Here is a 22293-nt window from a genome sequence, read left to right as displayed (position 1 = left end):
CTTGAATAGCTTATTCCGCAAAATGCCGGTCAGACTACAGAAATTCCTGCTGGGTTACAGTGGCACTTCACTCGCCACTGGCTTGCAGGTGATCCTGCTACCTTGGATTGCGCTTACCGTGGTGGACCTACCAGCCTTGCAGCTCGGCTGGGTGCAGGCATCAGTGCTATTGCCTAACTTGGTATTCCTACTGTTTGGTGGCGCCCTGGCGGATCGGCGCGATCCCGCTCTGGTTTCCACGCTGGCCTGCATTGGTCTCGCACTCTGCCATACGGCGTTATTGCTCTATTACGCCCTGCATATGATCAGCCTGCCGGTTTTAATAGCCTACGGAGTCTGCCTTGGGGTTTGCAGCGCATTCCTGCAGCCTTCGCGGGATAACCTGGTGCAGCGCAGTGCCCACATTGAGCCGGGCAGGGCTTCAGAGAGTCGGGTACAGAAGGCGGTTACCTGGATGATGCTGGCTCAATACGGTGGGCAGGCGGTAGGCATGTTACTGGCCAGTCGCTTTGATCAGTGGGGGCTGCAGACCCTACTGGGAGTGCAGGTAGGAGTATTACTGCTGGCTGCCGCTGCCCTGTTCACCTTGCGCGAGGGCGCGGGGACTGTGCGGGAAGTGGAGAGGCGCCCCCACACTCTGATTCTCGACGGCCTTACGCAGGTATGGCGGCACCCGGTATTGCGCGAACTGACGGCGCTCATGGCCTTTAACGGCTTCGTACATATCGGTGTCTTCCTAGTGGTGCTGCCACTATTGGCCGAGGGTTACGGCCGCGATGCCGGTTATTACGCAACTCTGCAGTTGGCTTTTGTGGCCGGCACAGTGATTGCCACCGTGACCATGTTGCGCCGCGGGCAGGGACCAGAGCCGGGGCGGGGTGTTTTGATGTGCCTACTCTACAGCGCTGCACTATTGATCGCTATCAGCCTGGGCCCCACGCAGCTGGGCTTAATATTACTGTGCCTGTGCTGGGGCGCAGTGGCGGCGGCTTCCGCTGGACTTGGGCGCGGGATAGTGCAGCTGTTGGCACCGGCGAATTACCGAAGTCGGATTATCTCCATTTACCAGTTTGCCCTATTCGGCTCTGCGGCGCTCGGTGCTCTGGCAGCTGGCATTCTGAGTGAATACGCGGCCCCGCTCACCACCCTTTTGTGGGCTGGCATTTTGAGCTTTATCGCTTTTGCCTTGGTGGCGCTGAGCGGTGCCCTGCGTCGTGTGCGGGTCAGTGATTGCTCTGCAAAACCGGGCGACGACCAAGTGCGATGAGATCACCATATAGTTAACAAGTTATTAGTGGAGTTTCCAGAAGCTGGAGGTGCAATTGGACTCGGCTAAAAATGACAACTGGTCGGAGCGGGTGACGCGCAACAGTCACGCCCTTGAGTTACCCGAGGGACTGTTCAGTCTTGATGATCCCAAGGCAATTGCGCGTACCCTGAAAGCTGCCGCTGAGTCCAGTAAGCGGCGCAAATCCGACCCCTACCGCTCAGCGATGTCGATGCTAACTTTCTTTATCAATCGCGCGGGACAGCAGCTACCGGTAAAGAGGCGGCAGGTTCTGGAAGCCGCCAAGGATGAGTTGCGCGAACTCTTTGGGCGTCCACGCCGGCATTGAGCCGGCAGTGGAGAGAGTTATGAAGGGGATCAGGGCGCCTGGCAGGGCAGGCAGCGCACGTAGAGGGCGCGTGGGTCGCGGTAGTTCTGCAACTCGGCGATTGGCGCCAGCACCGGTTGCACGCTATTTAACCAGGCGCCTAAGGGCAGGTTGGCCTCGAGGCTCGCTGCGATACGGGCATCCACACTGTCGCTCAAAGCACGCAGAAATTTTTCGCCGGGGCTCAGCTCCCGCTGGATCTCTACTACGTCGTATTCTTCAACTTCAGCAAGCTGCGCGGCGTCGGCGATGGCATCGTTGAGATTGCCCAGATCATCCACCAGCCCCATTTTCTTCGCGGCGCGACCGGTCCATACCTGCCCCTGGGCAATTTTGTGTACCTCCTTGGGAGTGCTGCCACGGGCCTCGGCAACAATACGCAGGAAGCGCGCATAGGTATTGTTGACGCCTTGTTGCAGGATATTGGCAGCTGCGGGCGAAAGCGCGCGATCCGGGCGCATACTGCCGGCTAAGTCTGAGGTGCCGACACCGTCGGTATAGATGCCGATATGCTCGAGAGAATTTTCAAAGGTAGGAAAAAAACCGAACACGCCAATGGAACCAGTGAGGGTGGCAGGTGAGGCCCAGATGCGATTGCCCCCAGTGGCGATCCAGTAACCGCCGGAAGCGGCGAGACTCCCCATAGAAATTACCACAGGGATATCCGCATCTCGGGTGGCCAGGAGTTCCTGGCGAATGGCCTCGGAAGCGAAGGCGGAGCCGCCGCCACTGTCGATACGCAACACCAGGGCATCCACTTTTTTCTCGCGGGCTTGGGCGATCAGCTTGCCGAGGCTTTCACTGCCGATGCGCCCGGCCGGAGCCTGACCATCGACAATCGCGCCGCTGGCAGTGATCAGGCCGATTTTGTTGGGTTGCTTGATGGGCTTGGCGGCTTCGGCGAGTTTGCGGCTGCGCAGGTAGGTGAGGGCGTTAATGGATTTGTAATCGCGCTCATTCTTTTCATCTTCACCTATGGCCTTCCGCAGTTCCTTTATGGTCTCAATACGGCTGGCCAGCTGGTCCACCAGCTTGTTGGCGAGTGCCGCTTCGGCCCAGCTGCCTTTGTTCTGTTGCAGCTTTTGCGGCAGCTCATTGATAAACAGATCGAGGCTTTCTGCGGGCAGATTGCGTAAGCCGGTCACCTGCTCGCTGTACTCGCTCCAAAGTTCATTTAACCAGCGCTGGTTGTTTTCACGGGAGGCGGGGGACATGTCATCGCGGGTATAGGGTTCAATAAAGTCTTTGTAATCCCCGACACGAAATACGTGGAAGTTCACTTTGAGCTTTTCCAGCGCGCTCTTGTAATAATTGCGGTAGACCCCGAAGCCGGTGAGCAAAACTGAACCCATGGGATTCAGGTAGATCTTATCGGCGTGGCTGGCGAGAAAATACTGTGGTTGAGTGTAATTGTTGCCCACTGCGTAGATCGGTTTGTCTGCAGCTTTAAAACGCTGGAGAGCGGCACCGATTTCATCCAGTTTACTGAGGCTGCCGCCCACCATGTGATCCAGCTCCAGGACCAGTGATGAGATACGCTTGTCCTTGGCAGCACTGTCGATGGCGTCAACAAGGTCTTTGACGCGGACTTCGGAGGGTCCCCTGGCGCCGCCAAAGAAAATAGGTAGGGTGGCTGGCTGGGTGAGTTCATCCACAAGAAAGCCGTTGGGAGCTACGCGCAAGGCCGCGCCCTGAGGCACTACCAGCTGGTCGTCCTTGCTGAAAATAGCAATACCGAGGAACAGCAGCACCAGCAGAAACACTAGGTTGGTGAACACTCGCCTCAGCCAAGTGACAGATGCGCCAATTGCAGCGAGAGCACTGCGGGCAAATCCTTTTTTCCGGGGTGAATCAGTCAAACCTCAAAACTCCTTAGCGCGCTGGGATTCTGGTTACCTGCGCATTTGTTTCTGGAACTATTGACGGGGCGTCCGCCTCGGGATTACTGCATGCGATGCCAACGACTGCTCATCATTGCAGAAAAGAATAGGATAAGGCTCAGGGCTACCATTACGCCATCCTCCCAGCCGCGTGTAGGCATCATTACACCGACAACGCTGGTAGTGATGTACAAGAGCAGGATAAAACACAGCCATAGATAACTGCGGTAACGCTGTTTGATTAAGCCAGGTAACACCAACAGGAGTGGTACAGTCTGAATGACCCACAACTGGATAGAGCCCCCCTCTAGGAGCAGGTTTCTTACCACAAACAACAATAACAGGCCGACATAACAGAACCAGTTGATTCGAAGCGCAATATTCAGTTTGCGCTTTACCGTATCGTTCACTTATTTTTCCTATTTGGCTGAGGGTGTTAGGGACTGCGTCAGCTGACCGATGCGCGCTCCAAGCGCCCTGCACAGAGTGATTTCGTCATCACTCAGTTCGCTGCTGTGTCCCTTGGCCCAATGGGAGGCGCCATAGGGCGTGCCGCCACTTTGGGTGCGCATCAGTGCGGCTTCTGAGTAGGGGATGCCTGCGATCAACATGCCGTGGTGTAAAAGAGGTAGCATCATGGAGGTGAGCGTGGTTTCCTGGCCGCCATGCAGACTGCCCGTCGCAGTAAATACCCCGGCAGGTTTACCCGTCAGGCTGCCCTCCAACCAGATATCACTGGTTTGGTCGAGGAAATAGCGCAGTGGTGAAGCCATATTGCCAAAACGGGTGGGGCTGCCCATCAGGAGCCCGGAGCAATGACGTAGGTCGTCGAGGGTACAGAAGGGAGCGCCCTCACTGGGGACTGGCGGCTGGCTGGCTTCGGTATCGGGGGAGACGCTGGGCACAGTGCGTAAGCGTGCCACAATGCCACTGGACTCCACACCGCGTGCTAGCTCTGCAGCCATGCGCGCGGTGGCACCGGTGCGGCTGTAGTAGAGGATCAGCACATAGGACTCTTCTGAACCTGGGGCCATTAAAGCAGCTCCAATACATTTTCCGGTGGTCGGCCGATAGTGGCTTTGTCATCTTTTACAATGATCGGGCGCTGGATCAGGATTGGGTATTGAACCATAGCGTCAATTAACCGGGTCTCGCTCAGATCCTGGTCTTTCAGATTGAGCTGCTTGAAGGGCTCCTCACCGGTACGCAACAGGTCGCGGGCGTTGATACCCAGTTTGCCCAGGATCTCTGTGAGAACTTTCGCGGAGGGTGGTGTTTCCAAATAGAGAATCACCTCCGGCTCAACACCGTTTTCCTGCAGCAATTGCAATGTCTGGCGGGACTTTGAGCAGCGGGGGTTGTGGTAAATCGTCCACATTGTATCGGCATCCTGTTACTGTTTGGCGTATTCTAACCGAATAACGTTACGGAGTTCTAAGTGGTGGGACGAGTTTGCCAGCTGCTGGGGGCGACTGCACACTGCAAGACAAAATACGGTAACCACCATGAAGGACAAGGTGATTCAATGGCGGCGCTTCGCCACATCGTTGTGGTCGCTGTTTACTGAAAAAGACTGCCAGAAGAGTGCTGCGGCGCTCACCTACATGACCCTGTTTGGCATAGTGCCGCTGGTAACTGTCAGCTACGCAATGCTTTCACTCTTCCCGGATTTTGCCGGTTTACAGAGTAAATTTCAGGAGCAGGTTTTCTCTCACTTTGTGCCCCAAAGTGGTCAAGAAGTGCAGGAGTATATCAACAGTTTCTCGGCCCAGGCCCAGCGCCTGACCGGTGTGGGCATCGCCATGTTGATTATTACGGCCGGGCTGACCCTGCGCAGTATAGAAGGCACTTTTAATTCCATTTGGGATGTCTCTCGTGGGCGCAGTGGAGTTTCAAGCTTTCTATTGTATTGGGCGATTCTCAGCCTGGGCCCGATTTTGTTGGGCTCCGGTCTTGCCGCCAGCACTTACCTTCTCTCGCAAAAGCTGTTTATGGGCGGCGCCGATGGCATTGGCATGATGGCGGTTGCGCTTAGAGTGTTGCCGTTTATCTTCACCAGTATTGTTTTCACCCTCCTTTTTATCGCTGTACCCAATTGCTATGTGCCCCTGCGTCACGGTATTGAAGGTGGCGTGATCACCTCAATCGCCTTTGAAGTGATGAAGTATCTGTTTGGAGTGATTGTTGCGCGAAGCTCAGTGCAGGCGATCTATGGGGCTTTCGCTTTTGTACCGCTGTTCCTTCTGTGGATTTACTTGACCTGGATGCTGGTACTGGCCGGCTGCGTGCTGGTGCGCACATTGTCCGTATACCAAGCGGCAACCCAGGCACGTCAACATTCGGATTTGGTGGCGACTCTGATCGTACTGTGGCAGCTTTATAAGGGCGGCCGGCACGGAAAGCCACTGCGCGAGCTGGATATCTCTCTGATGGGCATCAAATTTGGCCAGTGGCGGCGCCTGCGCGATGTTTTACAGGGGCATAGGGTCATTACTCAGACGGACAGAAATGACTATGTCCTGCTGCGCGACCTGAATTCCGTCTCTTTGATGGAGTTGGCCGGCTGGCTTAGCCCGCAGTGGTTTCCCAATAGCATGCCTGGGGATCTTGAGGGGGTTCAGTGGTATGCCGAAGTAGAACGTCGTTTTGGCAATGCGCGGGATTCAGCCAGGGAGCAGCTCAGCATTACCATTGGTGCCCTGTTCTGGGCTGCCCGGCAAAAGGATGAGGAATCCCGGGAAAAACACAGTTCTGTGCCGGATGACAATAGAAAAAATAATAATACACGGGAGATCGATAAACGGGAGGGGGAGAGTGATGTTTCAAATAGCAATACAGCAACAAGTGAGGAGAACCCTGACGGTAACCTTTCTCTGCTTGGCAAGCGCAATAAGCGGTTGTGATACTAGCAGAGGCCTTAGAAGTGTTAGCGGTGAGGCTATAGCCTCTGAAGGGAAGATTATCCTGATTAACTATTGGGCGGAGTGGTGCAAACCCTGCCGCGAAGAAGTGCCGGTGCTCAACAAGCTCGCGAAAACTCATAACAATATTGTGGTGGTGGGTGTGAATTTTGACCGCCTGCCAGATCCTGTTGTTATGGAGCAGGCGCAAAAGCTAGGCATAGAGTTTCCATTGCTGTCCTCTGAACCCGAAGGGCGTTGGGGGCAGCCTCGACCGGAAGTGTTGCCGACAACCTTAATTATTGGGATTGATGGCAGCTGGAAAAAAACTTTGGTGGGACCGCAGACCGCTGCCGATTTTAAAGCGGCACTACAACAATAAGTCGCACAATCTACAAATAACTATATAAAACTATAACTAAAGCAACTATAGGGCGTTGGCGCATCGCTGATAGCATGCCGCCACTTTCCAGTTTGCCCAGGGTGGGATTTTCAAGCTATGCATGTCAGCTCTTTTTCACTGCTGTTTTTCTTTTTTGTATTGCTCTATGGGCTACATCGCTGGCACAGGGGCAGGAACTCCCAGGCCCCGGCGGTTTTTGCTGGCCTGCTCCTGGGTGTGGTTTTCGGAGGTTTACTGCAGTTGTCTCGAAGCTGGGGCGCAGCACCGCATGAGGTTTTGCCCTGGATCCAGATGCTGGGCGAAAGCTATGTAAACCTGTTGTATATGCTGGTTATGCCTTTGGTGCTCACCTCGATCCTGGTAGCTGTGGTGAAGGTAAGCCATACTCAGGCGCTGGGCAAAATTAGTATTTCCGTGTTGGGCGTTTTACTGGGCACAACCGCGATAGCGGCGCTGATTGGCGTTCTCATGGCGGAGTTGTTTGGTCTCTCTGCCGCGGGGCTTGTTGAGGGAACGAGGGAAGCTGCACGGGTGGAAGTGCTCAATGAGCGAATCGGACAGGTGAGCGATTTGTCCATTCCGGAAATTATTACTTCATTTGTGCCCCGCAATATTTTCCTGGATCTGACTGGTGCCCGTTCCACTTCGGTGATAGCAGTGGTGATTTTTGCCGTTTTGCTGGGGCTTTCTGCCCTCGCGGTACGCCGCGAATTCCCGAAGGAGGGGGCTGCGATCGAGCGTTTTGTCCACGTTGCTCAGGTTTGGGTGATGAAGCTTGTGCGCTTGGTAATGGCGTTTACCCCATATGGTGTAATGGCACTGGTGGCTGGGTTAATTGCCAAATCCAGCTGGGCCGACATTGTCAATTTATTTGGCTTTGTGGTGGCCTCCTTCTGTGCGATAGGCCTTATGTTCCTTGTGCATGGGTTATTGCTGTTATTGAATGGGGTGAACCCGCTGTACTATTTTTCCAAAGTGTGGCCAGTGCTGGTGTTTGCCTTCAGCTCCCGCTCCAGTGCCGCAACCATTCCCTTTAATGTGGAGACCCAGGTCGACCAGCTGCGCAACTCTCCAGCGATTGCCAACTTCTCCGCATCGTTTGGTGCAACCATTGGCCAGAATGGCTGTGCTGGAATTTACCCGGCAATGTTAGCCACTATGGTAGCCGTTCCCATGGGCATCGATGTGTGGGATCCATTGTGGCTCAGCACCCTTGTCGCGGTGACTGTAATAAGTTCCTTTGGTATCGCCGGAGTGGGTGGTGGGGCTACTTTTGCAGCTTTGGTGGTTCTCCCAGCTATGGGTTTGCCGGTCACTATTGCTGCGCTGCTGATTTCTGTGGAGCCCCTGATTGATATGGCCCGAACAGCGCTTAATGTGAACGGTGCTATGACGGCGGGTACTCTTACCCAGCGATGGTTGGGTGATGAGGTGCCCGCTGCGGACGTTGTGGAGGGGTGAGCGCGTAGCCCCCCTCTGGCTGGAGGCCAATTTCCTTCCGGCTTTTCCAAGTCAGTGGTTGGCGCTGTCATCAAAGACCATCGATCAGAAAAATTAGAGGTCTTTGTCAACCGATCGACGGGACGGGCGTTTTAGTCAGTGCTTGTCAATTTTGTTTAGTTTTGTTCTTGGAACTGGAGCAATTTATGAAAAACCTGATAGGACTGTTTTTACTGACTTCCGGCCTGGCTCTACCAATTACTCTGTTTGCACAGAGCGATGGAATCCAACCTCACGATCACGGTGATCATGTAGAGAATCGCCTCGACCAGAAAGGAGACCGTATTGAAGCCAAATTGGATAATAAAGGTGATCGTATAGAGGAGCGCCTTGACAACAAGGGTGACCGCATCAATGAGCGCTTGGACCAGAGGGCGGAACAAGCTGCGGCCAATGGCAATGACAAACTGGCTGAGCGTCTAGATAACAAGGGTGATCGTATTGATAGTCGCCTGGACCAGAAGGGTGAGCGAATCGATCAGCGCCTGGATAACAAGGGCGAAAAAATTAATAACCGCCTTGATAACAAAGGTGAACGAATTGATCGCCACATGGATCGACGAGCAAAATCTAAAAAACGCAGACATGATTGATGGAGTCTGACACTTGTAATTTTATGATGGTTGCGACGGGACTGGTTTCGTAAAGGGACCCTGGAAAGAATTTCTGTGTGTAAGGATTTCAGCCGCCTTTTATGAATCAGTTCCTCGCCCAGGTGGAAAAGCGGGCCTTTACCATGGCGAATTTTGCTGTTGGTAATCGCGATGATGCGTTGGATATAGTACAGGACTCTATGCTAGCGCTGGTTAAAAATTACAGTGGCCGCGATCGGGCCGAGTGGCGCCCTCTTTTTTTTACCATTCTGAATAACCGTATTACTGATTGGCACCGTCATAATAAAAAACTGTCGCGCTGGCAATTGATTCGGGACAAGCTTCCCGGGGCCGCTGATGAGGATGATGTGGTCCCTACGGAGTGGATTGATACACAGGGCTCGACACCACACAGCGCTTTGGTTGGTGAGCGTTTGCTGGTGGCAATAGACGGGGCTATTGGGCTGTTGCCACTGCGCCAGCAGCAAGCATTTATGCTGCGTTGTGTCGAGGGGTTTGATGTAGCGGAAACTGCCCGGGCCATGTCCTGTAGCCAGGGCAGTGTCAAGACACATTTATCCCGTGCTATGCGTAGCTTGCGCATCCACCTGGAGGAATTTCAATGAAGCAGCCAAATCAACTCTTGCGGCGGCAGGATCAGCAGGTGGTGGTAGCTGTGCGGGTGGCTGTGGCGCGTCGAGAAGACGGGATAGATGGGGAGACCCTGTCCCAACTTAGGCGCGCCAGGTCGGCGGCTTTGCAGCAGTCGGTAATGCCGCCTGACCGATCCAGACATAGCTGGTTGTTGGGGTTAGGCGGTGCCTGTGCCGCGTTGCTAGTACTGTTGCTCTGGCCAGGGAGCGGGGATACTGGCCGGGAGGAATTGTTGACTGTCGGCGATTGGCTGCTGTACGAGGAGGTGGATGTTGAAATGATCGAGGACATGGAGTTTTACCAGTGGTTGGCGGAGGAATTGGATGGGCGCTCCTCATAAGGGAGGGAAGGCCCTCTGTTTGACATTGATATTAGCTGGAGCATCGGGTCTGGCTGCGGAAGTCGAATCTCCAGAGGAGGATTTCCTACTGTTTCTCGGGGAGTGGACCGACGACCAGGGAGATGTCCTGGTGCCAGAGGAGTCGGATTTGTGGCTGGAAAAGCCGCAAGGGGAAGTGCGCCGGTGGCGCAGGGTTGATGAGGGCGGGGAAACCCGGGAGGGGCAGAGGGATGAGTAGCAAGGGTATCTTGTATCTCGGCCAATTGGTCGGCCTGCTGCTCTGCTTCTGGGGAACGGCCTCTCTGGCCCAGGAATGGCAAAGTCTCAGTGAGAGTGACCGGCAAATGCTGCAAGGCTTTGAGGGGCGTTGGTCGCAGTTAAATGAGTCCCAGCGGGAGCAGTTACTACGCGGTGCCCGACGTTGGAGTGAGATGAGTTCGCAGCAGCGCAGACAGGCCCGCCAGCAGTTCAACCGCTGGCAGAAGCTTCCCGAAGAGCGTCGCATTCGCCTGCGGGATTCCTACCGCCGTTTTATGGATCTGCCGGAGGAGAAGCGTCAGCGAATCCGTGAAGCGCACAAGAGGTTCCGACAAATGAGCCCGGAACAGCGCCGCCAACTACGGGAGAGGTGGCGGGACAGCGAGGGCGATAGGCGACGGGCCGGTCGGGGCGAAAGGCAGCGGTTGGAGCGCCGCCAGAGGCGGGGTGAGATCGAGAAAGGGTGACACTTTTTGCCTTGTTTAGTTTAATTCAGCGTCTATTCAGATCATTTTATTTAATCTGGCACCCGTTGATGAATAACGGGAGATAGGTTGTGCAACTCTTCAAGCAGTTTATCGCAGGAGCGGCCGTCGCCGCATTGGTAGGTCTCAGCGCGACTGCCAAGGCGGGACCAACAGGTTACCCAGACGCCTACGGCGTTGACAGTTACGACTTTGCCCGAGTCACTGATGTCACCCCTGTGTATACCGATATTGAGGTTCGCACCCCGCGCACAGAGTGTCGCGATGAGCAGGTAATGTATCGTGAACCCGCCTCTCCGGCGGGAACTTTGGTCGGTGGTCTGCTCGGCGCCGCTGTAGGCAACAGCCTCGGCGGGCGCGGTCATCATGGCCGCTATCACCATCGCGGTGGACACCGCGGCGGTGCTACCGTTGCCGGCGCTGTTGTGGGGGCCTTGGTGGGTCACCAGATCAGTCGCGCCAATGCTCAGACTTATTACACCACTGAGTCCCACTGTCGGGTTGTGGACGAATTCAGCATGCGTAGGGAATTAGTCGGATACGATGTGCGCTATCGGTATAATGGTCAGATTTATCTGACTCGCACTGATCATCATCCGGGAGATAGAATCCGGGTTCGCGTCGCAGTCTCTCCGGCATTTTGAGTCGGGGAGAGCGCGGCCGAAAAGAGTTAAAGGTGGAAAATTTGGACATCCACAGGAGCCGCACCGTGAAACTAAGCCGTAATTTGATCCGGCCTATTCTCGTCATTTTCACACTATTCCCAGGGCTGTGCATCGCCTCTTTACAGGGCCTGCCGGCCTACGAGAGAGAAAGTTACAGGTACGAGTACCTACGGGTGCAGGATGGAGAGATCTCCCGCAAACAGGCAGCATCCATTGTGAAGCGTCGCTACGGCGGCAAAATATTGTCCATCTCTGAAACTCGCCGGCAGGGCCAGACGGTGTATCGGGTGAAGGGGCTTTCGGATAAGAGTCAGGTCTATGTGGTCTATGTGGACAAGCAGAGCGGTCGTATCTCCCGTTAAAGGGCCGCAATCCATAGGCACACAGTATTAAGGGAAAGACTATGCGCGCACTACTAGTTGAAGATGAAACTCTACTGCGACAGCAGCTGGCAGAGTCCCTTCGCGGTGCCGGGTACACCGTTGATGAAGCTCCAGATGGAGAGGAAGCCCTCTACTTGGGCCGTGAATACCCATACGACATTGCCGTGATGGATCTGGGCCTGCCGAAAATGGACGGCATCCAAGTGATCCGTACCCTGCGCGGTGAAGATAAACACTTCCCGATTCTGATTCTCACTGCTCGTGGCCACTGGCAGGAGCGGGTGGCTGGCCTTGAAGCCGGTGGTGACGACTACCTGGTGAAACCATTCCACACAGAGGAACTGCTGGCTCGCCTCAATGCGCTGGTGCGCCGTTCCGCCGGTTTTTCGTCCCCCAACATCAAAGCTGGCCCCATCTTGCTGGATACGAGTTCCCAGCGCGTTACTGTGAATGAGGCAGAACTGGAACTGACCTCTTTTGAGTACAAGGTACTTGAATACCTAATGCTGCACCCGGATGAAGTGGTTTCGAAAACTACCCTCACCGAGCATATTTACGAACAGGACTGCGATCGTGACAGCAACGTAATTGAGGTTTTTATCGGTCGTCTGCGCAAGAAGTTTGATACTGCAGCGCAGCTAAAGCCCATCGAAACCCTGCGTGGGCGTGGCTATCGCTTTGTCGCTCCCCAGTGATTGCCATTTTAAATGCGTTTTTTCTCTTATTGGTTGAATTCCCTCAAAGGCCGACTGGCACTGGTGACAAGCCTGGTGCTGATCGGCTTTGTCCTACTTATTTCCGGAGTACTTGAACACGCCTACCGCACCTCCCTTGATGAAGCCAAGCAACGGGAATTACAGCTGTATATCTACACCTTGTTGGCCCTGGCGGAGCCTGAGGGCGAAAGCCTGGTGCTACCGCCGGAATTGCCTGAACAGCGCTTTAATCAGCCGGACTCTGGCCTAGTTGGTGTGGTATTGGACGGTGGGGGACAGATTATCTGGCGTTCAGAGTCGGCCCTGGCCATGCCGGATCTGCAGTTTTATCCGCTGCCCCAGGGACAGCAGTCCTATATGCGGATTGCCCTGCCTGGGGATGATACAAATTACAGCAGTTTTCGCCAGGGTGTGGCCTGGGGACTGGAAAATGAAAACCCTTTTACCTTCGTTGTGCTGGAGGATGCAGGGCCACTCAAGGCACAGGTGGGACAGTTTCGCTCCACTATGTGGCATTGGCTGGGGGTGGGAGCGCTGCTACTGATCCTGGCGCAGTGGCTGGTTTTGCGCTGGGGATTTGCGCCTTTGAATGCGCTGGCGAATGCATTGAAGGATATGCAGCAAGGTGGCAGTGATCGACTTGAGGGTAATTTTCCGCGAGAACTGCGCCCCCTCACTGATAATCTGAACTTGCTGATTGAAAATGAACGCCGCCAGCGGGAGAAGACCCGCCATACACTGGCCGATTTGGCCCACAGCCTGAAGACTCCTTTAGCTGTGCTGAAGGGACTTAGCCTGGAGGGGAATTCCAAGGCTGCAAGCAAAACACTGGTGGATCAGGTACAGCGTATGGACAGCATTATTAGCTACCAGCTGCAGCGTGCGGTTACCAGTTCACCCAAATCAATTCTTCGCGGTATCCCGGTGGCGCCGCTCCTGGATAAAATTCTGGATGCCCTGGAAAAAGTCTATCGCAGCAAACCTAGTGATGTGCGCAGCCAGTGCAGCGAGCGGGCCCTGTTTTATGGGGATGAGGGCGATTTGATGGAGCTTCTCGGTAACTTGCTGGACAATGCTTACAAATACGGTAATGGTGAAGTAAAAGTCACTATTGAGAATGCCGAAGGTGGACGTAAGCTGACGATTAGTGTGAGTGATAACGGGTCCGGACTCGATCGTAAAAAGTGGCAGGAAGTCACCCAGCGCGGGGTGCGTGCCGACCAGCAGCAGCCGGGGCAGGGCATTGGCCTTGCGGTGGTTATGGATATCGTCGAAAGTTATCAGGGGTGTATCAGTGCAATGCCTTTACCTCAGGGGGGGACGGAAATTACAGTGGTTTTGTAATTTCCGTGTACAAGTCAATGGACAGTTTATTATTTAGAACCAGCTCTCCTGCATATCAAATGGAATAGAGTTGCCACTTTTCAACAATGTTATAGATTGCTGAATGTTTGGCAGCTCCCACTCAAAGTAAAAGCGCGCGGTGTGTATCTTGCCGCAATAGAAGTGCTTGTCCTCCTCGCCGGGATTATTCTCCAGTGCTTTTTCCGCAACGATGGCCTGGCGTAGCCAGATCCAGGCAACCAATACGCAGCCAAAAACATCCAGATATAAAGTAGCGTTGCTGAGGCCGCGATCCACGTTTTCCTGCAATTGCCCAAAGAGGGCCATTCCGGTTTCATCCAGTTTGCCAAGGGATTCCTCCAGGGCGTTGGCCATGGATTGCAAACTTTCCTTGTCGCGGGCCCGCATTATCGTATCGCGAATTTCGGCCTGCATCATCTGGTAAGCAGCGAGATTTTGTGCCGGCACTTTGCGTGCGAGCAGATCTAGCGCGTGTATGCCCTCGGTACCTTCATGAATGGCATTCAACCGGTTGTCCCGGTAGAGCTGCTCCAGAGGGAATTCGCGGATATAGCCGGCCCCACCAAGGACCTGGATTGCCAGCTCATTGGCTTTCAAGCAATACTTGGAAGGCCAGGATTTGACCACTGGGGTAAGTAGGTCGAGTAGGGTAGCAGCATTCTGGCGCTGTTCCTCGGTAGGGGCGGTGTGTTGATCCTCATATAAGGAAGTAGCGTAGATGCTCAATCCCAACCCGCCCTCGGAATAGGCTTTTTGCATCAACAACATTCGGCGCACGTCAGCATGCTGGATAATGGGGATCTGCTTTGAACCGGGATCACGGTTGGAGGGCAGGCGGCCCTGCGGGCGCTCTTTGGCATAATTCAGAGAGTAGATGTAGCCCTGATAGCCAAGTACTGAGGCGCCGGCGCCAACGCTGATACGGGCCTCGTTCATCATCTGGAACATATACTTTAGCCCCTGGTGCGGCTCGCCAATCAGGTAGCCGACAGCCCCTTCGCGCTCCCCAAAGCTCAGCACAGTAGAAGTAGTGTTGCGGTACCCCATCTTGTGCAGTAGGCCGGCCAGCTTTACATCATTGCGCTCACTTACCTGGCCGTTTTCATCCAAAAGGAATTTGGGTACCAGGAAAAGGGAGATACCTTTGACTCCGGCAGGAGCCCCTTTGATTTTTGCAAGCACCAGATGCACGATATTTTCAGTCAGGGACTGGTCACCGCCGGAGATAAACATTTTCTGGCCGCGAATGCGGTAACTGCCATCTTCGGCGGGCTCGGCGCTGGTGCGGATATCGGCGAGTGCGGAACCCTGATCCGGCTCTGTCAGTGCCATAGTGCCGGCAAAGCGGCCATCTATCATTTGCGGTAGGAACTGTGCCTTAAGTGAATCGTTGGCAAAAGAGCGAATAAGGTTAGCGGCGCCGATGGTTAAGAATGGATAACTGGCACTGGCGATATTTGCGGCGCTTATATAAGCAAGGGAGGTGCGCATTATAATTTCTGGAAGTTGCATGCCTCCCTCATCGAAATCGCAGTGGGCGGCGAGGAATCCAGCTTCGGCAAAGGTGTCCCAGGATTGCTTGGTTTCTTCAATCAGGTGTACCTTTTCTCCATCAAAGCTGGGCTCATTAGAATCTCCTTTGGCATTGTGATTGGCGAAATATTTTTCGGCGATAGTACGTGCTGTTTTTAGAGTTGCATCGAAAATTTCGCGGGAGTGTTCGCTGTAGCGCGATCTTTGTAGTAGCGCTTCGGTATCGAGAAATTCATAGAGTAAAAATTCGGTGTCACGTTCGTTGAGCAAAGGATGAGCCATACCTGCCTCGTCATTTATTTTTATGGGGTTTCATCGCTTTGGCGTGGCGACAAAAAATAATAATGGGGTTAAATGCCTGCCGCCAGAGCTGGTCACAAGTTAATGCCCAGTTATCCTGCTGGGCAATGACTTATTGTGTGAATGCACTTGGCGATATGGGGAGGGGGTTACTCGGAGACACGTTGGTAGGCGGCGGCACGGCCATTGTTAGGGTTCGGAATCACTTTACGCCAAAGTGAATCGGCGAGCTTAGCAGGTGATTGCTTGCAACCGCCGGCTATCCAGCTCGCGATGGTCTCTGCTACATTCGGCCACTGGATGCGAAGTGGAGGTGGCAGATTCTCCAGCCAGTTTTCGATATTTCGGGCATCAATATGTGGGACTACTGCGGCAAGGCGCAATTGTTCCAGCGCCTTTGCGTTGGCTTCCTGCTCAAATTGAGCGGCGAGGGGGCGACTCAGAATGGGTTTGCCCAAAGCTAGGGCTTCGGCCAATAGTTCGAAGCCACTATTGCAGATGACTGCCTTGGCGTTTGCCAGGTCTTGCTGGAATCCGGTAGTGGAGGGCGCCTTGATTTGGATGTTTTTTGTTGTGGGCAAGTTTTCCGGTACTCCGTACACAAGAAATTGTTGATCTACCTTTGAAAGCTCTTCCAGCATTGGGGCTGGGTGCTCGAAGGGCAGGTATACCAGAATATGATTCCCGAAGTCGCTACTAGGCTGCAGGTTTGAAGGGACAATTGGCGGTAGTATAGGTCTATCAAAATGGTGCCAGTGCAGCCCCAGGCTTTTTTCTGTTGGCGCAAAGGCGCGCAGAATAGTGTGGGATAGCCAGTTAAGCCTGGGCATTGGGATTGAATAAAGGAAGGCGTATTGGTGGCCAATTCCTACACTGGGCTTCTTTTGCAATTTGGCAGCCCAGGCAGTGACGGGTTCGTAGTCACTGACGACCAAATCAAAATCCTTGAGTGGCAGTTCGCGGATATCTCTGATTAAATGGCGCGCCTTTACCTGAGCAACTGTAGCAAGGCTTCTCAGGCGCCCTTCGCGGTGCACAATGGTCATGCCTTCGCGCCACCAGAAGTCACCAAATAGCTCCATGTCAAACAGTTTTTCCTTTGGCCGCCCGGAGAACAGCCACTGAATCTCCAGTTCCGGGTGTTTTTGTAATGCCCTGGCAAGCGTGCGGGAGCGGGCAATATGTCCATTGCCAGTGGCCTGCACACCGTAAAGTATCTTCATAAAAAGACTGCACTCGTAGTTAGTGCGACGCAGGTGCCGAGCAGGGCTCCGGCACAGATGTCGGAAGGAAAGTGTACGCCCAGGCCCACCCGGGCAGCGCCAACCCCGGTGGCCCAGAGGTATCCAATACCCCACATGAGGCTAACCTGTTGGGTCATAAAGGTTATAAACAGAAATGCGGCTGAGGTGTGGCCAGAGGGCAAGCTGAATTTATCGTGGGCGATGATTATTGGGCGCATGCCGGGAATGGCCTGAGGGGGGCGCCGGCGGCGAGCAGTATTCTTGATGGCCCAGTACAAAGAGCGTTCAATGGCTACTCCCGAACAGGCGGCGATAAAGAGCTGCGTGGCGGTATTTAAAATAATATAACTGCCGAGTATGGCAATGGTCAGCCAGCCGTCACCAGACTTGGATAGCCACAGGTAACGTCTGCGCGAGCTGGGGCTTGACGCTCTTTCCAGCATATACAGGACCAGAGACACATCGACACTCTTCAGATTCATGGGTAAGTCTCGCATGCCGACAACATAGAAATTAATTATTGCACGGAGTTGACCAAATGATGTCGCAATAATGAAATCTCAAAAATAGGTAATTTTTACGACTTGTGGAGAGAGGGGTTTGTTTTGGCGGTGATTTCTCTGAAGAATATAATGACAAGTCAATAATTAATGGGCTGCGTCGAAGGACAGGTGGGCAACCTGGGCTGCCCGCGGGGAGAAAAAATATTGCTTATGCGATTCTGATTTCTATATTGCTGGAGCCAGGCAACTTTTCCACCAGCCCAGGGCCGCAGAGCGCTGAAGGAGTGAAATAACCGCCTTCACCAGTGTAAGAGAGGAGAAACTCCATCACTGCCAGAGAGCCCGATACGGTGACGTCGTAGCCATTGGCGGTGAGCACACGACCTACTTTTCGCTCTCCTCGGCGATCATTACGCACTTCTCCCCAGACCCAGGTCTTTTGTCCAGTACGACGCTCTTTATCTGGCCCGTGCACTGACTTTTCTACTTTTGACTTCAGCCAGTTTTGCATCCAGCGGGTGCTCAACAGCCAGCGAATACTGTTCAAGCGCTTCAATTTTTTCGCCCGCTGTGGGCTCATCGGTATATAGGCCTCAATATTCGGGATTCCAGTCGAGTAAAAGGCTGTGGCTACATCTCCCCAGGGGATAGAAACGGCAAACTTGGCGCCGCGGCCAAAATCAATCTCGCGAGTTAGCTCCCCATGGCCGATAGCTTCAATCTTGCCGTTACGGCGTATGGCGCCGCCGGCGCCGAGGCTTTCTATGGAGGTTTTCGCCGTGCCGGGACTGAGGCCTGAGTCTGAGTCAAACCCTAAAGTCAGGTGAGTGGCCGTGGGCATCTTCTTGTGCAATGCTGCTGCCAGACAATCGGTGGGGATCACATCGAAGCCGGTGCCAGGGCACAAAACCACCCCTGCAGCCCTGGCCTCTGCTTCCAGTTTGTGGGCCGCCTCGAACACGGCGATTTCTCCGGTAATGTCCTGGTAGTGGGTTTTCGAATTGATACAGGCTCGCATCATCGGCCCTGCCGTGGTGGAAAAAGGGCCGGCACAATGAATTACCAGATAAATATCTTGCAGGCTACGTTCTAGAGTATCTGTTGACTCAAGGTCAATTACCATGGCCGCCAGATTCAGTTCATCGGTCAGGGGTTGAAGTTTTTGCGGATTGCGCCCGGCGAGAATTGGGCGATAGCCCTGGGCCACAGCTTTTCGTGCAATAAGCTCACCGGTATAGCCGTTTGCACCGTAGATCATGATGTTTTTATTGTTCACCGAGGGTCCTTAAAAGTGGAATTGGGCCTTAGTTCGGGCGGGAAAAGGTTATATCGAGCAGGTGCCCAGGTGCAATTTATTTGACCTTAAGGCCTGTTCGAGCCCTCTCTGTTCTGATTTTCCATCTATTTGATTGGTGGCTGATTATGCTGCAGCCAAATCGCTATCCGTCAGTTCGAAAGCTTTTTCCAATTGAAAGCGGGGCACGGTTTTGCCATTTTTCTGAAGGGTTTCTGTGAACATAGCCAATGGCCGGGCCCAGATTCCGAAATCACCGTACAGGGCACGGTAAGTGACTAGCTTTTCGCCAGTTTCACTATGAGTGGCGATGTGTAGAACTTCGTAAAGGTTTCCTTTGTAATGGCGATACAGGCCGCGTTTCATTCGGGTACTTCCAATTAACTCAAGTGGTGAGGGGACAGCTGTAGCTGCTCGATGCGGCGGCCATGCAGTATGGCGATGCCTGAATATCGGTGTTCTCCAGTGGAGGTAAATTCAAATTCATAACTGCGCTGTAGGCTGATATGGCCGTGGCGATCGCGTTTGAGCCGGGTTCTCACCAGCATAACGGTGTCATCCAGCAGCTGCACACCCAACTGTTTGCAGTGGTTGGAAGCGGCGCGCTTGACCTGTTCCTTTGCCGCCATATTGGCCCAGATATACCAAGCAATGGCTGCCAATAGCAGGAACCAAAAGATATCGCTAGGTGAGTAGTACATGGCTCTATAGTTGCTATGATCGATTTGCGCAAGAATACCATCGAAGGAGTTGAAATGTCTGGCACCATACTAATTACCGGAAGTAATCGCGGCATTGGCTTTGAAATTTGTACCCAGTTCGCGAGCGATGGGTGGAAAGTTTTGGCCTGTTGCAGGGACCTTGATAAGGCTGTTGAGCTCAAGGATCTGGGGAAGCAGTATTCTGAGGTACATCCCATCCAGCTGGACGTAACGGACTATTCACAAATGATTTCCGTGGCTAAGGCGATTCAAGGGGAGCCTATTGATATCCTCTTCAATAATGCCGGTTACTATGGCCCCAAAAGAGTAAGCTTCGGTGGAGTGGATCGTACGGAATGGCGGCGGGTCCTGGAGTCCAACACCATTGCCCCCTACATGATGGCCGAGACTTTCTGTGACAATGTGGCTGCCAGTAGTCATAAGCTAATTGCCATGATGAGCAGCAAGGTGGGTAGTATCGCTGATAATCGCTCTGGCGGGGGCTACATCTACCGGACCTCCAAGACAGCTCTTAACCAAATTGTGAAAAGCTTGGCGATCGATTTGAAGGATCGTGGCATTACTGTGTTGGCATTGCATCCCGGATGGGTAAAAACGGCCATGGGTGGGCCCGAAGCACTTATTTCAGCTGAAGTGAGCGTTAGGGGGTTGAAAAAAATTCTGCTGCAGGCTGAACCGAGTAATAGTGGCCATTTTTACAACTATGACGGCAGTGAGATCCCCTGGTAAGGGCTCCAACTTGTGCAACCTCATTCCTCTGCCGTGTATGTCGCGACTACCCGGGTCGCCAATGTCCCTTTCCATGTACAAATAGTCGCATGACTACATAGTGCTGCTTTTGAGATGCAGTTGCTGCCTGGGAATGGCGCTATATTTCACCTTTTGCAATATTAGGCAAGGATGCGGAAGAAGTCTGATACCGCTAAAGCCTGGAAAACATTGAAAATGCCATTGCTGGGGAGGGTAAGGCAACTTTCCAGCAAATAGTCGACATGGAAGCCGAGAGTATTTTAGGCAAGGAATGAGCAGTCAATATGAGCATGGCACTGACGGAGTGGAATTGATGAAAGGGGCGACTGATAGCGTCGAAGGCGGGAATACGCTAGTCCAGGACCGGCTTGTAACCGGGTTACGCCTGATGCTGGGAATATCTATGGCGGCAGTGACGGCTCTTATTGGAGGGATGCTCGCCTGGGTGGCGGTACTTGGAGTGGTTGCCTATTTCTCCCGGGGCAGGACTCTGGGGTCTGGGGCTTACAATCTGGCCTGTGCTGTTACTGGCTTGGGATTGGGTCTTGCTGCTCAAGCGGTAGTGGCAAGATGGCAACTACAGCCATTTCTTGTGGCACTACCTGCAGCCCTGTTATTTGCGGCAGTTGGTGCCTGGGCAATGGGTCTGGTAACCGGGGTGAGGAATATGCCGAGCTATGCTATCGGTGTTTTAGTAGCTTTGGCCGCACAAAAGGAAGTCTCTCTGGATAGTTATTTGATTTTGATTGCATCGATATCAGTAGGCAGTGTTATTGCTGCGATGATCGATAGGTTGTGGCCTGGGCGCCTTGCCCTGAGCTGTTAAATACACAGCGAGTCATACAAAAAGGTTTCCTGAGGGAATTTTTACTTCATTTTGAATGGAAATAGGATTAATAGGACGGGATAATTGATTGGCGTTTTCTCGCTTTTCTTAATAAAAGCGGAAAAATATTGCTCAGAGGTAATAGCAATGTTGAAGCGCGTTATGTTTACAGTGGCAATGGTTTTTGTTACCGCCTTGGCATTTACAGATCCGGCGACCTCAGGCTCGGGGCCGGATACCGCTCTGAAATACCTGCAACATTGATAGCGGATTTTGCTGGCAGTTAAACTATTGGGAATACTAAGAACTGGTGCACATGGAGAAGCTGACATGGAAGAGAAGTTCTGGCTGGATAAGTGGGAGAGAAATGATATTGGTTTCCATGAGGAGATGGGAAATCCCATGCTTGCCAAGTATTTTCAGAAGCTTTCCCTGGCGCGAGGCAGCCGTTTACTTCTTCCCTTATGCGGCAAAACTGGCGATATTGCGTGGCTCAAGTCAAGAGAATATGCGATTGCTGGTGTGGAACTCAGTGAAATAGCCGTACAGCAACTCTTTGAAGCACTTGGCTTGACCCCAAGAATTAAAGTGATCAATGAACTTAAACGTTATAGCGCTGAAAACATTGATGTATTTGTTGGTGATATATTGGCGCTAAAAGCGCAGGTCTTGGGGCCGGTTGATGCGATATATGATCGGGCTGCTCTTGTTGCTCTGCCCGAAGATATGCGCAGCCAGTATACTCAGCACCTGATGGCAATTACAAAAATTGCCCCACAGTTGTTAATCGCCTTTGAATATGAACAGTCGCAATTAGCAGGGCCTCCCTTCTCGATTAGCTCTGAGCAGGTGTTTGATTATTACCTTGCAGATTACCATCTGAAAATGCTGGGTAGTCGAGATATACCAGGAGGTCTGAAGGGGTTGGTGCCCGCTCGGGAAGTTGCCTGGCTGCTAAGCCGGCGATGAACCGACGTTAGTGTATAGATACTCTGATTAGGCAGTGTCTTTCTTGCTGGCTTTCCTTGGTCCATCCCTCCCGGATAACCCCGGGAGTACTATGCTTCCAGCAATCAGGGATTCTTTTTTTTGCTTGGGCCACTTCTTAATCATTATTTCCAGTTTGAGTGCTGCTGATTTATCAGGGACCTGTTTCTGGTACTCTAACGAGAGGGGGCCCTTGCCCTTCAATGCCTTGGCGGCCCTGGAGCCACTGGAACAGTGCTCTGCAAACCGGCGTTCTACATCCGTGGTGACCCCCGTATAAAGCGAGCCACTGGAAGTGCGAACCAAATAGACAAACCAATAGCTCATTAAGTAAAGC

At 53.3% G+C, this 22293-nt stretch carries 28 protein-coding genes; 17 read left to right on the top strand and 11 right to left on the bottom strand.

Going from position 1 to position 22293, the window contains the following annotated elements; genetic code table 11:
* Position 1: 1 nt before the first annotated feature.
* Together ACCI49_RS06825 and ACCI49_RS06820 are read left to right on the top strand one after the other, a co-directional pair.
* A complete protein-coding gene (locus tag ACCI49_RS06825; RefSeq protein ID WP_371838204.1) occupies positions 2-1267 on the top strand; it encodes an MFS transporter in 1266 nt (421 codons plus the stop codon).
* A gap of 55 nt (positions 1268-1322) precedes the next feature.
* Positions 1323-1616, top strand: coding sequence for a DUF3175 domain-containing protein (locus tag ACCI49_RS06820; RefSeq protein WP_371838202.1), 294 nt, complete (start codon positions 1323-1325; stop codon positions 1614-1616).
* Between the two features lie 29 nt (positions 1617-1645).
* Here the strand turns inward: ACCI49_RS06820 and sppA are convergent, their stop codons facing one another.
* From sppA to arsC, 4 genes are all read right to left on the bottom strand, one after another.
* A complete protein-coding gene (gene sppA / locus ACCI49_RS06815) occupies positions 1646-3514 on the bottom strand; it encodes a signal peptide peptidase SppA (protein ID WP_371838201.1) in 1869 nt (622 codons plus the stop codon).
* An 83-nt stretch (positions 3515-3597) separates the two neighbouring features.
* On the bottom strand, positions 3598-3945 hold the full coding sequence (locus ACCI49_RS06810) for a DUF2069 domain-containing protein (protein WP_371838200.1): 348 nt from the start codon (positions 3943-3945) through the stop codon (positions 3598-3600).
* A 9-nt stretch (positions 3946-3954) separates the two neighbouring features.
* A complete protein-coding gene (gene wrbA / locus ACCI49_RS06805; RefSeq protein ID WP_371838199.1) occupies positions 3955-4569 on the bottom strand; it encodes an NAD(P)H:quinone oxidoreductase in 615 nt (204 codons plus the stop codon).
* Positions 4569-4913, bottom strand: coding sequence for an arsenate reductase (glutaredoxin) (gene arsC / locus ACCI49_RS06800; protein ID WP_371838198.1), 345 nt, complete (start codon positions 4911-4913; stop codon positions 4569-4571). Before arsC ends, wrbA begins: the two co-directional genes overlap by 1 nt.
* Positions 4914-5040: 127 nt before the next feature.
* Between arsC and ACCI49_RS06795 the strand changes: the two genes are divergently transcribed.
* From ACCI49_RS06795 to ACCI49_RS06740, 12 genes are all read left to right on the top strand, one after another.
* The gene (locus tag ACCI49_RS06795) at positions 5041-6438 is read left to right on the top strand and encodes a YihY family inner membrane protein (RefSeq protein WP_371838197.1); all 1398 of its coding nucleotides are present in this window, start codon (positions 5041-5043) and stop codon (positions 6436-6438) included.
* On the top strand, positions 6413-6817 hold the full coding sequence (locus tag ACCI49_RS06790) for a TlpA family protein disulfide reductase (RefSeq protein ID WP_371838196.1): 405 nt from the start codon (positions 6413-6415) through the stop codon (positions 6815-6817). The genes ACCI49_RS06795 and ACCI49_RS06790 overlap by 26 nt, the downstream gene beginning before the upstream one ends.
* A gap of 117 nt (positions 6818-6934) precedes the next feature.
* Entirely contained in the window at positions 6935-8299 is a 1365-nt protein-coding gene (locus tag ACCI49_RS06785; RefSeq protein WP_371838195.1) for an L-cystine transporter, read from the top strand.
* 185 nt (positions 8300-8484) lie between these two features.
* A complete protein-coding gene (locus ACCI49_RS06780) occupies positions 8485-8931 on the top strand; it encodes a hypothetical protein (protein WP_371838194.1) in 447 nt (148 codons plus the stop codon).
* 101 nt (positions 8932-9032) lie between these two features.
* Complete coding sequence (locus tag ACCI49_RS06775; RefSeq protein WP_371838193.1) at positions 9033-9557, top strand: RNA polymerase sigma factor; 525 nt, start codon at positions 9033-9035, stop codon at positions 9555-9557.
* Complete coding sequence (locus ACCI49_RS06770; protein ID WP_371838192.1) at positions 9554-9925, top strand: hypothetical protein; 372 nt, start codon at positions 9554-9556, stop codon at positions 9923-9925. Before ACCI49_RS06775 ends, ACCI49_RS06770 begins: the two co-directional genes overlap by 4 nt.
* Positions 9926-9944: 19 nt before the next feature.
* Positions 9945-10163 carry a hypothetical protein gene (locus ACCI49_RS06765; RefSeq protein WP_371838191.1) on the top strand — a complete coding sequence of 73 codons (219 nt, stop codon included), beginning with the start codon at positions 9945-9947 and terminating at the stop codon, positions 10161-10163.
* Positions 10156-10650: a DUF3106 domain-containing protein gene (locus ACCI49_RS06760; RefSeq protein ID WP_371838190.1), complete on the top strand. Its 495-nt coding sequence runs from the start codon at positions 10156-10158 to the stop codon at positions 10648-10650. Before ACCI49_RS06765 ends, ACCI49_RS06760 begins: the two co-directional genes overlap by 8 nt.
* An 89-nt stretch (positions 10651-10739) precedes the next feature.
* Entirely contained in the window at positions 10740-11312 is a 573-nt protein-coding gene (locus ACCI49_RS06755; RefSeq protein ID WP_371838189.1) for a glycine zipper 2TM domain-containing protein, read from the top strand.
* Positions 11313-11377: 65 nt separating this feature from the next.
* Complete coding sequence (locus ACCI49_RS06750; RefSeq protein ID WP_371838188.1) at positions 11378-11695, top strand: PepSY domain-containing protein; 318 nt, start codon at positions 11378-11380, stop codon at positions 11693-11695.
* A gap of 41 nt (positions 11696-11736) precedes the next feature.
* Positions 11737-12411 carry a response regulator transcription factor gene (locus tag ACCI49_RS06745; RefSeq protein WP_371838187.1) on the top strand — a complete coding sequence of 225 codons (675 nt, stop codon included), beginning with the start codon at positions 11737-11739 and terminating at the stop codon, positions 12409-12411.
* A gap of 12 nt (positions 12412-12423) precedes the next feature.
* Complete coding sequence (locus ACCI49_RS06740) at positions 12424-13776, top strand: ATP-binding protein (protein ID WP_371838186.1); 1353 nt, start codon at positions 12424-12426, stop codon at positions 13774-13776.
* Between the two features lie 33 nt (positions 13777-13809).
* Here the strand turns inward: ACCI49_RS06740 and ACCI49_RS06735 are convergent, their stop codons facing one another.
* The 6 genes from ACCI49_RS06735 to ACCI49_RS06710 form a co-directional block, all read right to left on the bottom strand.
* On the bottom strand, positions 13810-15612 hold the full coding sequence (locus ACCI49_RS06735; RefSeq protein ID WP_371838185.1) for an acyl-CoA dehydrogenase family protein: 1803 nt from the start codon (positions 15610-15612) through the stop codon (positions 13810-13812).
* Positions 15613-15779: 167 nt separating this feature from the next.
* Positions 15780-16853: an MJ1255/VC2487 family glycosyltransferase gene (locus ACCI49_RS06730; protein ID WP_371838184.1), complete on the bottom strand. Its 1074-nt coding sequence runs from the start codon at positions 16851-16853 to the stop codon at positions 15780-15782.
* Positions 16850-17356 carry a phosphatase PAP2 family protein gene (locus ACCI49_RS06725; RefSeq protein WP_371838183.1) on the bottom strand — a complete coding sequence of 169 codons (507 nt, stop codon included), beginning with the start codon at positions 17354-17356 and terminating at the stop codon, positions 16850-16852. The genes ACCI49_RS06730 and ACCI49_RS06725 overlap by 4 nt, the downstream gene beginning before the upstream one ends.
* A 229-nt stretch (positions 17357-17585) precedes the next feature.
* Positions 17586-18653, bottom strand: a complete 1068-nt coding sequence (locus ACCI49_RS06720; protein WP_371838182.1) for a saccharopine dehydrogenase family protein — start codon at positions 18651-18653, stop codon at positions 17586-17588.
* A gap of 144 nt (positions 18654-18797) precedes the next feature.
* The gene (locus tag ACCI49_RS06715) at positions 18798-19037 is read right to left on the bottom strand and encodes a DUF1653 domain-containing protein (RefSeq protein WP_371838181.1); all 240 of its coding nucleotides are present in this window, start codon (positions 19035-19037) and stop codon (positions 18798-18800) included.
* 14 nt (positions 19038-19051) lie between these two features.
* Positions 19052-19372 carry a DUF3301 domain-containing protein gene (locus ACCI49_RS06710; RefSeq protein WP_371838180.1) on the bottom strand — a complete coding sequence of 107 codons (321 nt, stop codon included), beginning with the start codon at positions 19370-19372 and terminating at the stop codon, positions 19052-19054.
* Positions 19373-19426: 54 nt separating this feature from the next.
* On the opposite strand from ACCI49_RS06710, the gene ACCI49_RS06705 reads away from it, so the two are divergent.
* The 3 genes from ACCI49_RS06705 to tmpT all read left to right on the top strand — a co-directional run bounded on the left by ACCI49_RS06705 (position 19427) and on the right by tmpT (position 21938).
* Positions 19427-20122: an SDR family oxidoreductase gene (locus ACCI49_RS06705; RefSeq protein ID WP_371838179.1), complete on the top strand. Its 696-nt coding sequence runs from the start codon at positions 19427-19429 to the stop codon at positions 20120-20122.
* A gap of 292 nt (positions 20123-20414) precedes the next feature.
* The gene (locus ACCI49_RS06700) at positions 20415-20969 is read left to right on the top strand and encodes a DUF1097 family protein (RefSeq protein ID WP_371838178.1); all 555 of its coding nucleotides are present in this window, start codon (positions 20415-20417) and stop codon (positions 20967-20969) included.
* Positions 20970-21299: 330 nt separating this feature from the next.
* Complete coding sequence (gene tmpT, locus ACCI49_RS06695; RefSeq protein ID WP_371838177.1) at positions 21300-21938, top strand: thiopurine S-methyltransferase; 639 nt, start codon at positions 21300-21302, stop codon at positions 21936-21938.
* Positions 21939-21965: 27 nt separating this feature from the next.
* Here the strand turns inward: tmpT and ACCI49_RS06690 are convergent, their stop codons facing one another.
* Complete coding sequence (locus ACCI49_RS06690; RefSeq protein WP_371838176.1) at positions 21966-22283, bottom strand: GIY-YIG nuclease family protein; 318 nt, start codon at positions 22281-22283, stop codon at positions 21966-21968.
* Positions 22284-22293 lie beyond the last annotated feature (10 nt).

It is taken from the genome of Microbulbifer epialgicus, assembly GCF_041447265.1.
GTDB lineage: Bacteria > Pseudomonadota > Gammaproteobacteria > Pseudomonadales > Cellvibrionaceae > Microbulbifer > Microbulbifer epialgicus.
This window is presented reverse-complemented; position numbering and strand designations above follow the sequence as displayed.

What these genes read in the sequence shown, in the direction of transcription:
- ACCI49_RS06785 (WP_371838195.1), top strand. Translation starts at nt 6,935, where the DNA reads ATGCATGTCAGCTCTTTTTCACTGCTGTTTTTCTTTTTTGTATTGCTC.
- arsC (WP_371838198.1), bottom strand. Translation starts at nt 4,913, where the DNA reads ATGTGGACGATTTACCACAACCCCCGCTGCTCAAAGTCCCGCCAGACA.
- ACCI49_RS06775 (WP_371838193.1), top strand. Translation starts at nt 9,033, where the DNA reads ATGAATCAGTTCCTCGCCCAGGTGGAAAAGCGGGCCTTTACCATGGCG.
- ACCI49_RS06710 (WP_371838180.1), bottom strand. Translation starts at nt 19,372, where the DNA reads ATGTACTACTCACCTAGCGATATCTTTTGGTTCCTGCTATTGGCAGCC.
- ACCI49_RS06735 (WP_371838185.1), bottom strand. Translation starts at nt 15,612, where the DNA reads ATGGCTCATCCTTTGCTCAACGAACGTGACACCGAATTTTTACTCTAT.
- ACCI49_RS06690 (WP_371838176.1), bottom strand. Translation starts at nt 22,283, where the DNA reads ATGAGCTATTGGTTTGTCTATTTGGTTCGCACTTCCAGTGGCTCGCTT.
- tmpT (WP_371838177.1), top strand. Translation starts at nt 21,300, where the DNA reads ATGGAAGAGAAGTTCTGGCTGGATAAGTGGGAGAGAAATGATATTGGT.
- ACCI49_RS06795 (WP_371838197.1), top strand. Translation starts at nt 5,041, where the DNA reads ATGAAGGACAAGGTGATTCAATGGCGGCGCTTCGCCACATCGTTGTGG.
- wrbA (WP_371838199.1), bottom strand. Translation starts at nt 4,569, where the DNA reads ATGGCCCCAGGTTCAGAAGAGTCCTATGTGCTGATCCTCTACTACAGC.
- ACCI49_RS06705 (WP_371838179.1), top strand. Translation starts at nt 19,427, where the DNA reads ATGTCTGGCACCATACTAATTACCGGAAGTAATCGCGGCATTGGCTTT.
- ACCI49_RS06730 (WP_371838184.1), bottom strand. Translation starts at nt 16,853, where the DNA reads ATGAAGATACTTTACGGTGTGCAGGCCACTGGCAATGGACATATTGCC.
- ACCI49_RS06740 (WP_371838186.1), top strand. Translation starts at nt 12,424, where the DNA reads ATGCGTTTTTTCTCTTATTGGTTGAATTCCCTCAAAGGCCGACTGGCA.
- ACCI49_RS06715 (WP_371838181.1), bottom strand. Translation starts at nt 19,037, where the DNA reads ATGAAACGCGGCCTGTATCGCCATTACAAAGGAAACCTTTACGAAGTT.
- ACCI49_RS06745 (WP_371838187.1), top strand. Translation starts at nt 11,737, where the DNA reads ATGCGCGCACTACTAGTTGAAGATGAAACTCTACTGCGACAGCAGCTG.
- ACCI49_RS06725 (WP_371838183.1), bottom strand. Translation starts at nt 17,356, where the DNA reads ATGAATCTGAAGAGTGTCGATGTGTCTCTGGTCCTGTATATGCTGGAA.
- ACCI49_RS06770 (WP_371838192.1), top strand. Translation starts at nt 9,554, where the DNA reads ATGAAGCAGCCAAATCAACTCTTGCGGCGGCAGGATCAGCAGGTGGTG.
- ACCI49_RS06760 (WP_371838190.1), top strand. Translation starts at nt 10,156, where the DNA reads ATGAGTAGCAAGGGTATCTTGTATCTCGGCCAATTGGTCGGCCTGCTG.
- ACCI49_RS06700 (WP_371838178.1), top strand. Translation starts at nt 20,415, where the DNA reads ATGAGCAGTCAATATGAGCATGGCACTGACGGAGTGGAATTGATGAAA.
- ACCI49_RS06780 (WP_371838194.1), top strand. Translation starts at nt 8,485, where the DNA reads ATGAAAAACCTGATAGGACTGTTTTTACTGACTTCCGGCCTGGCTCTA.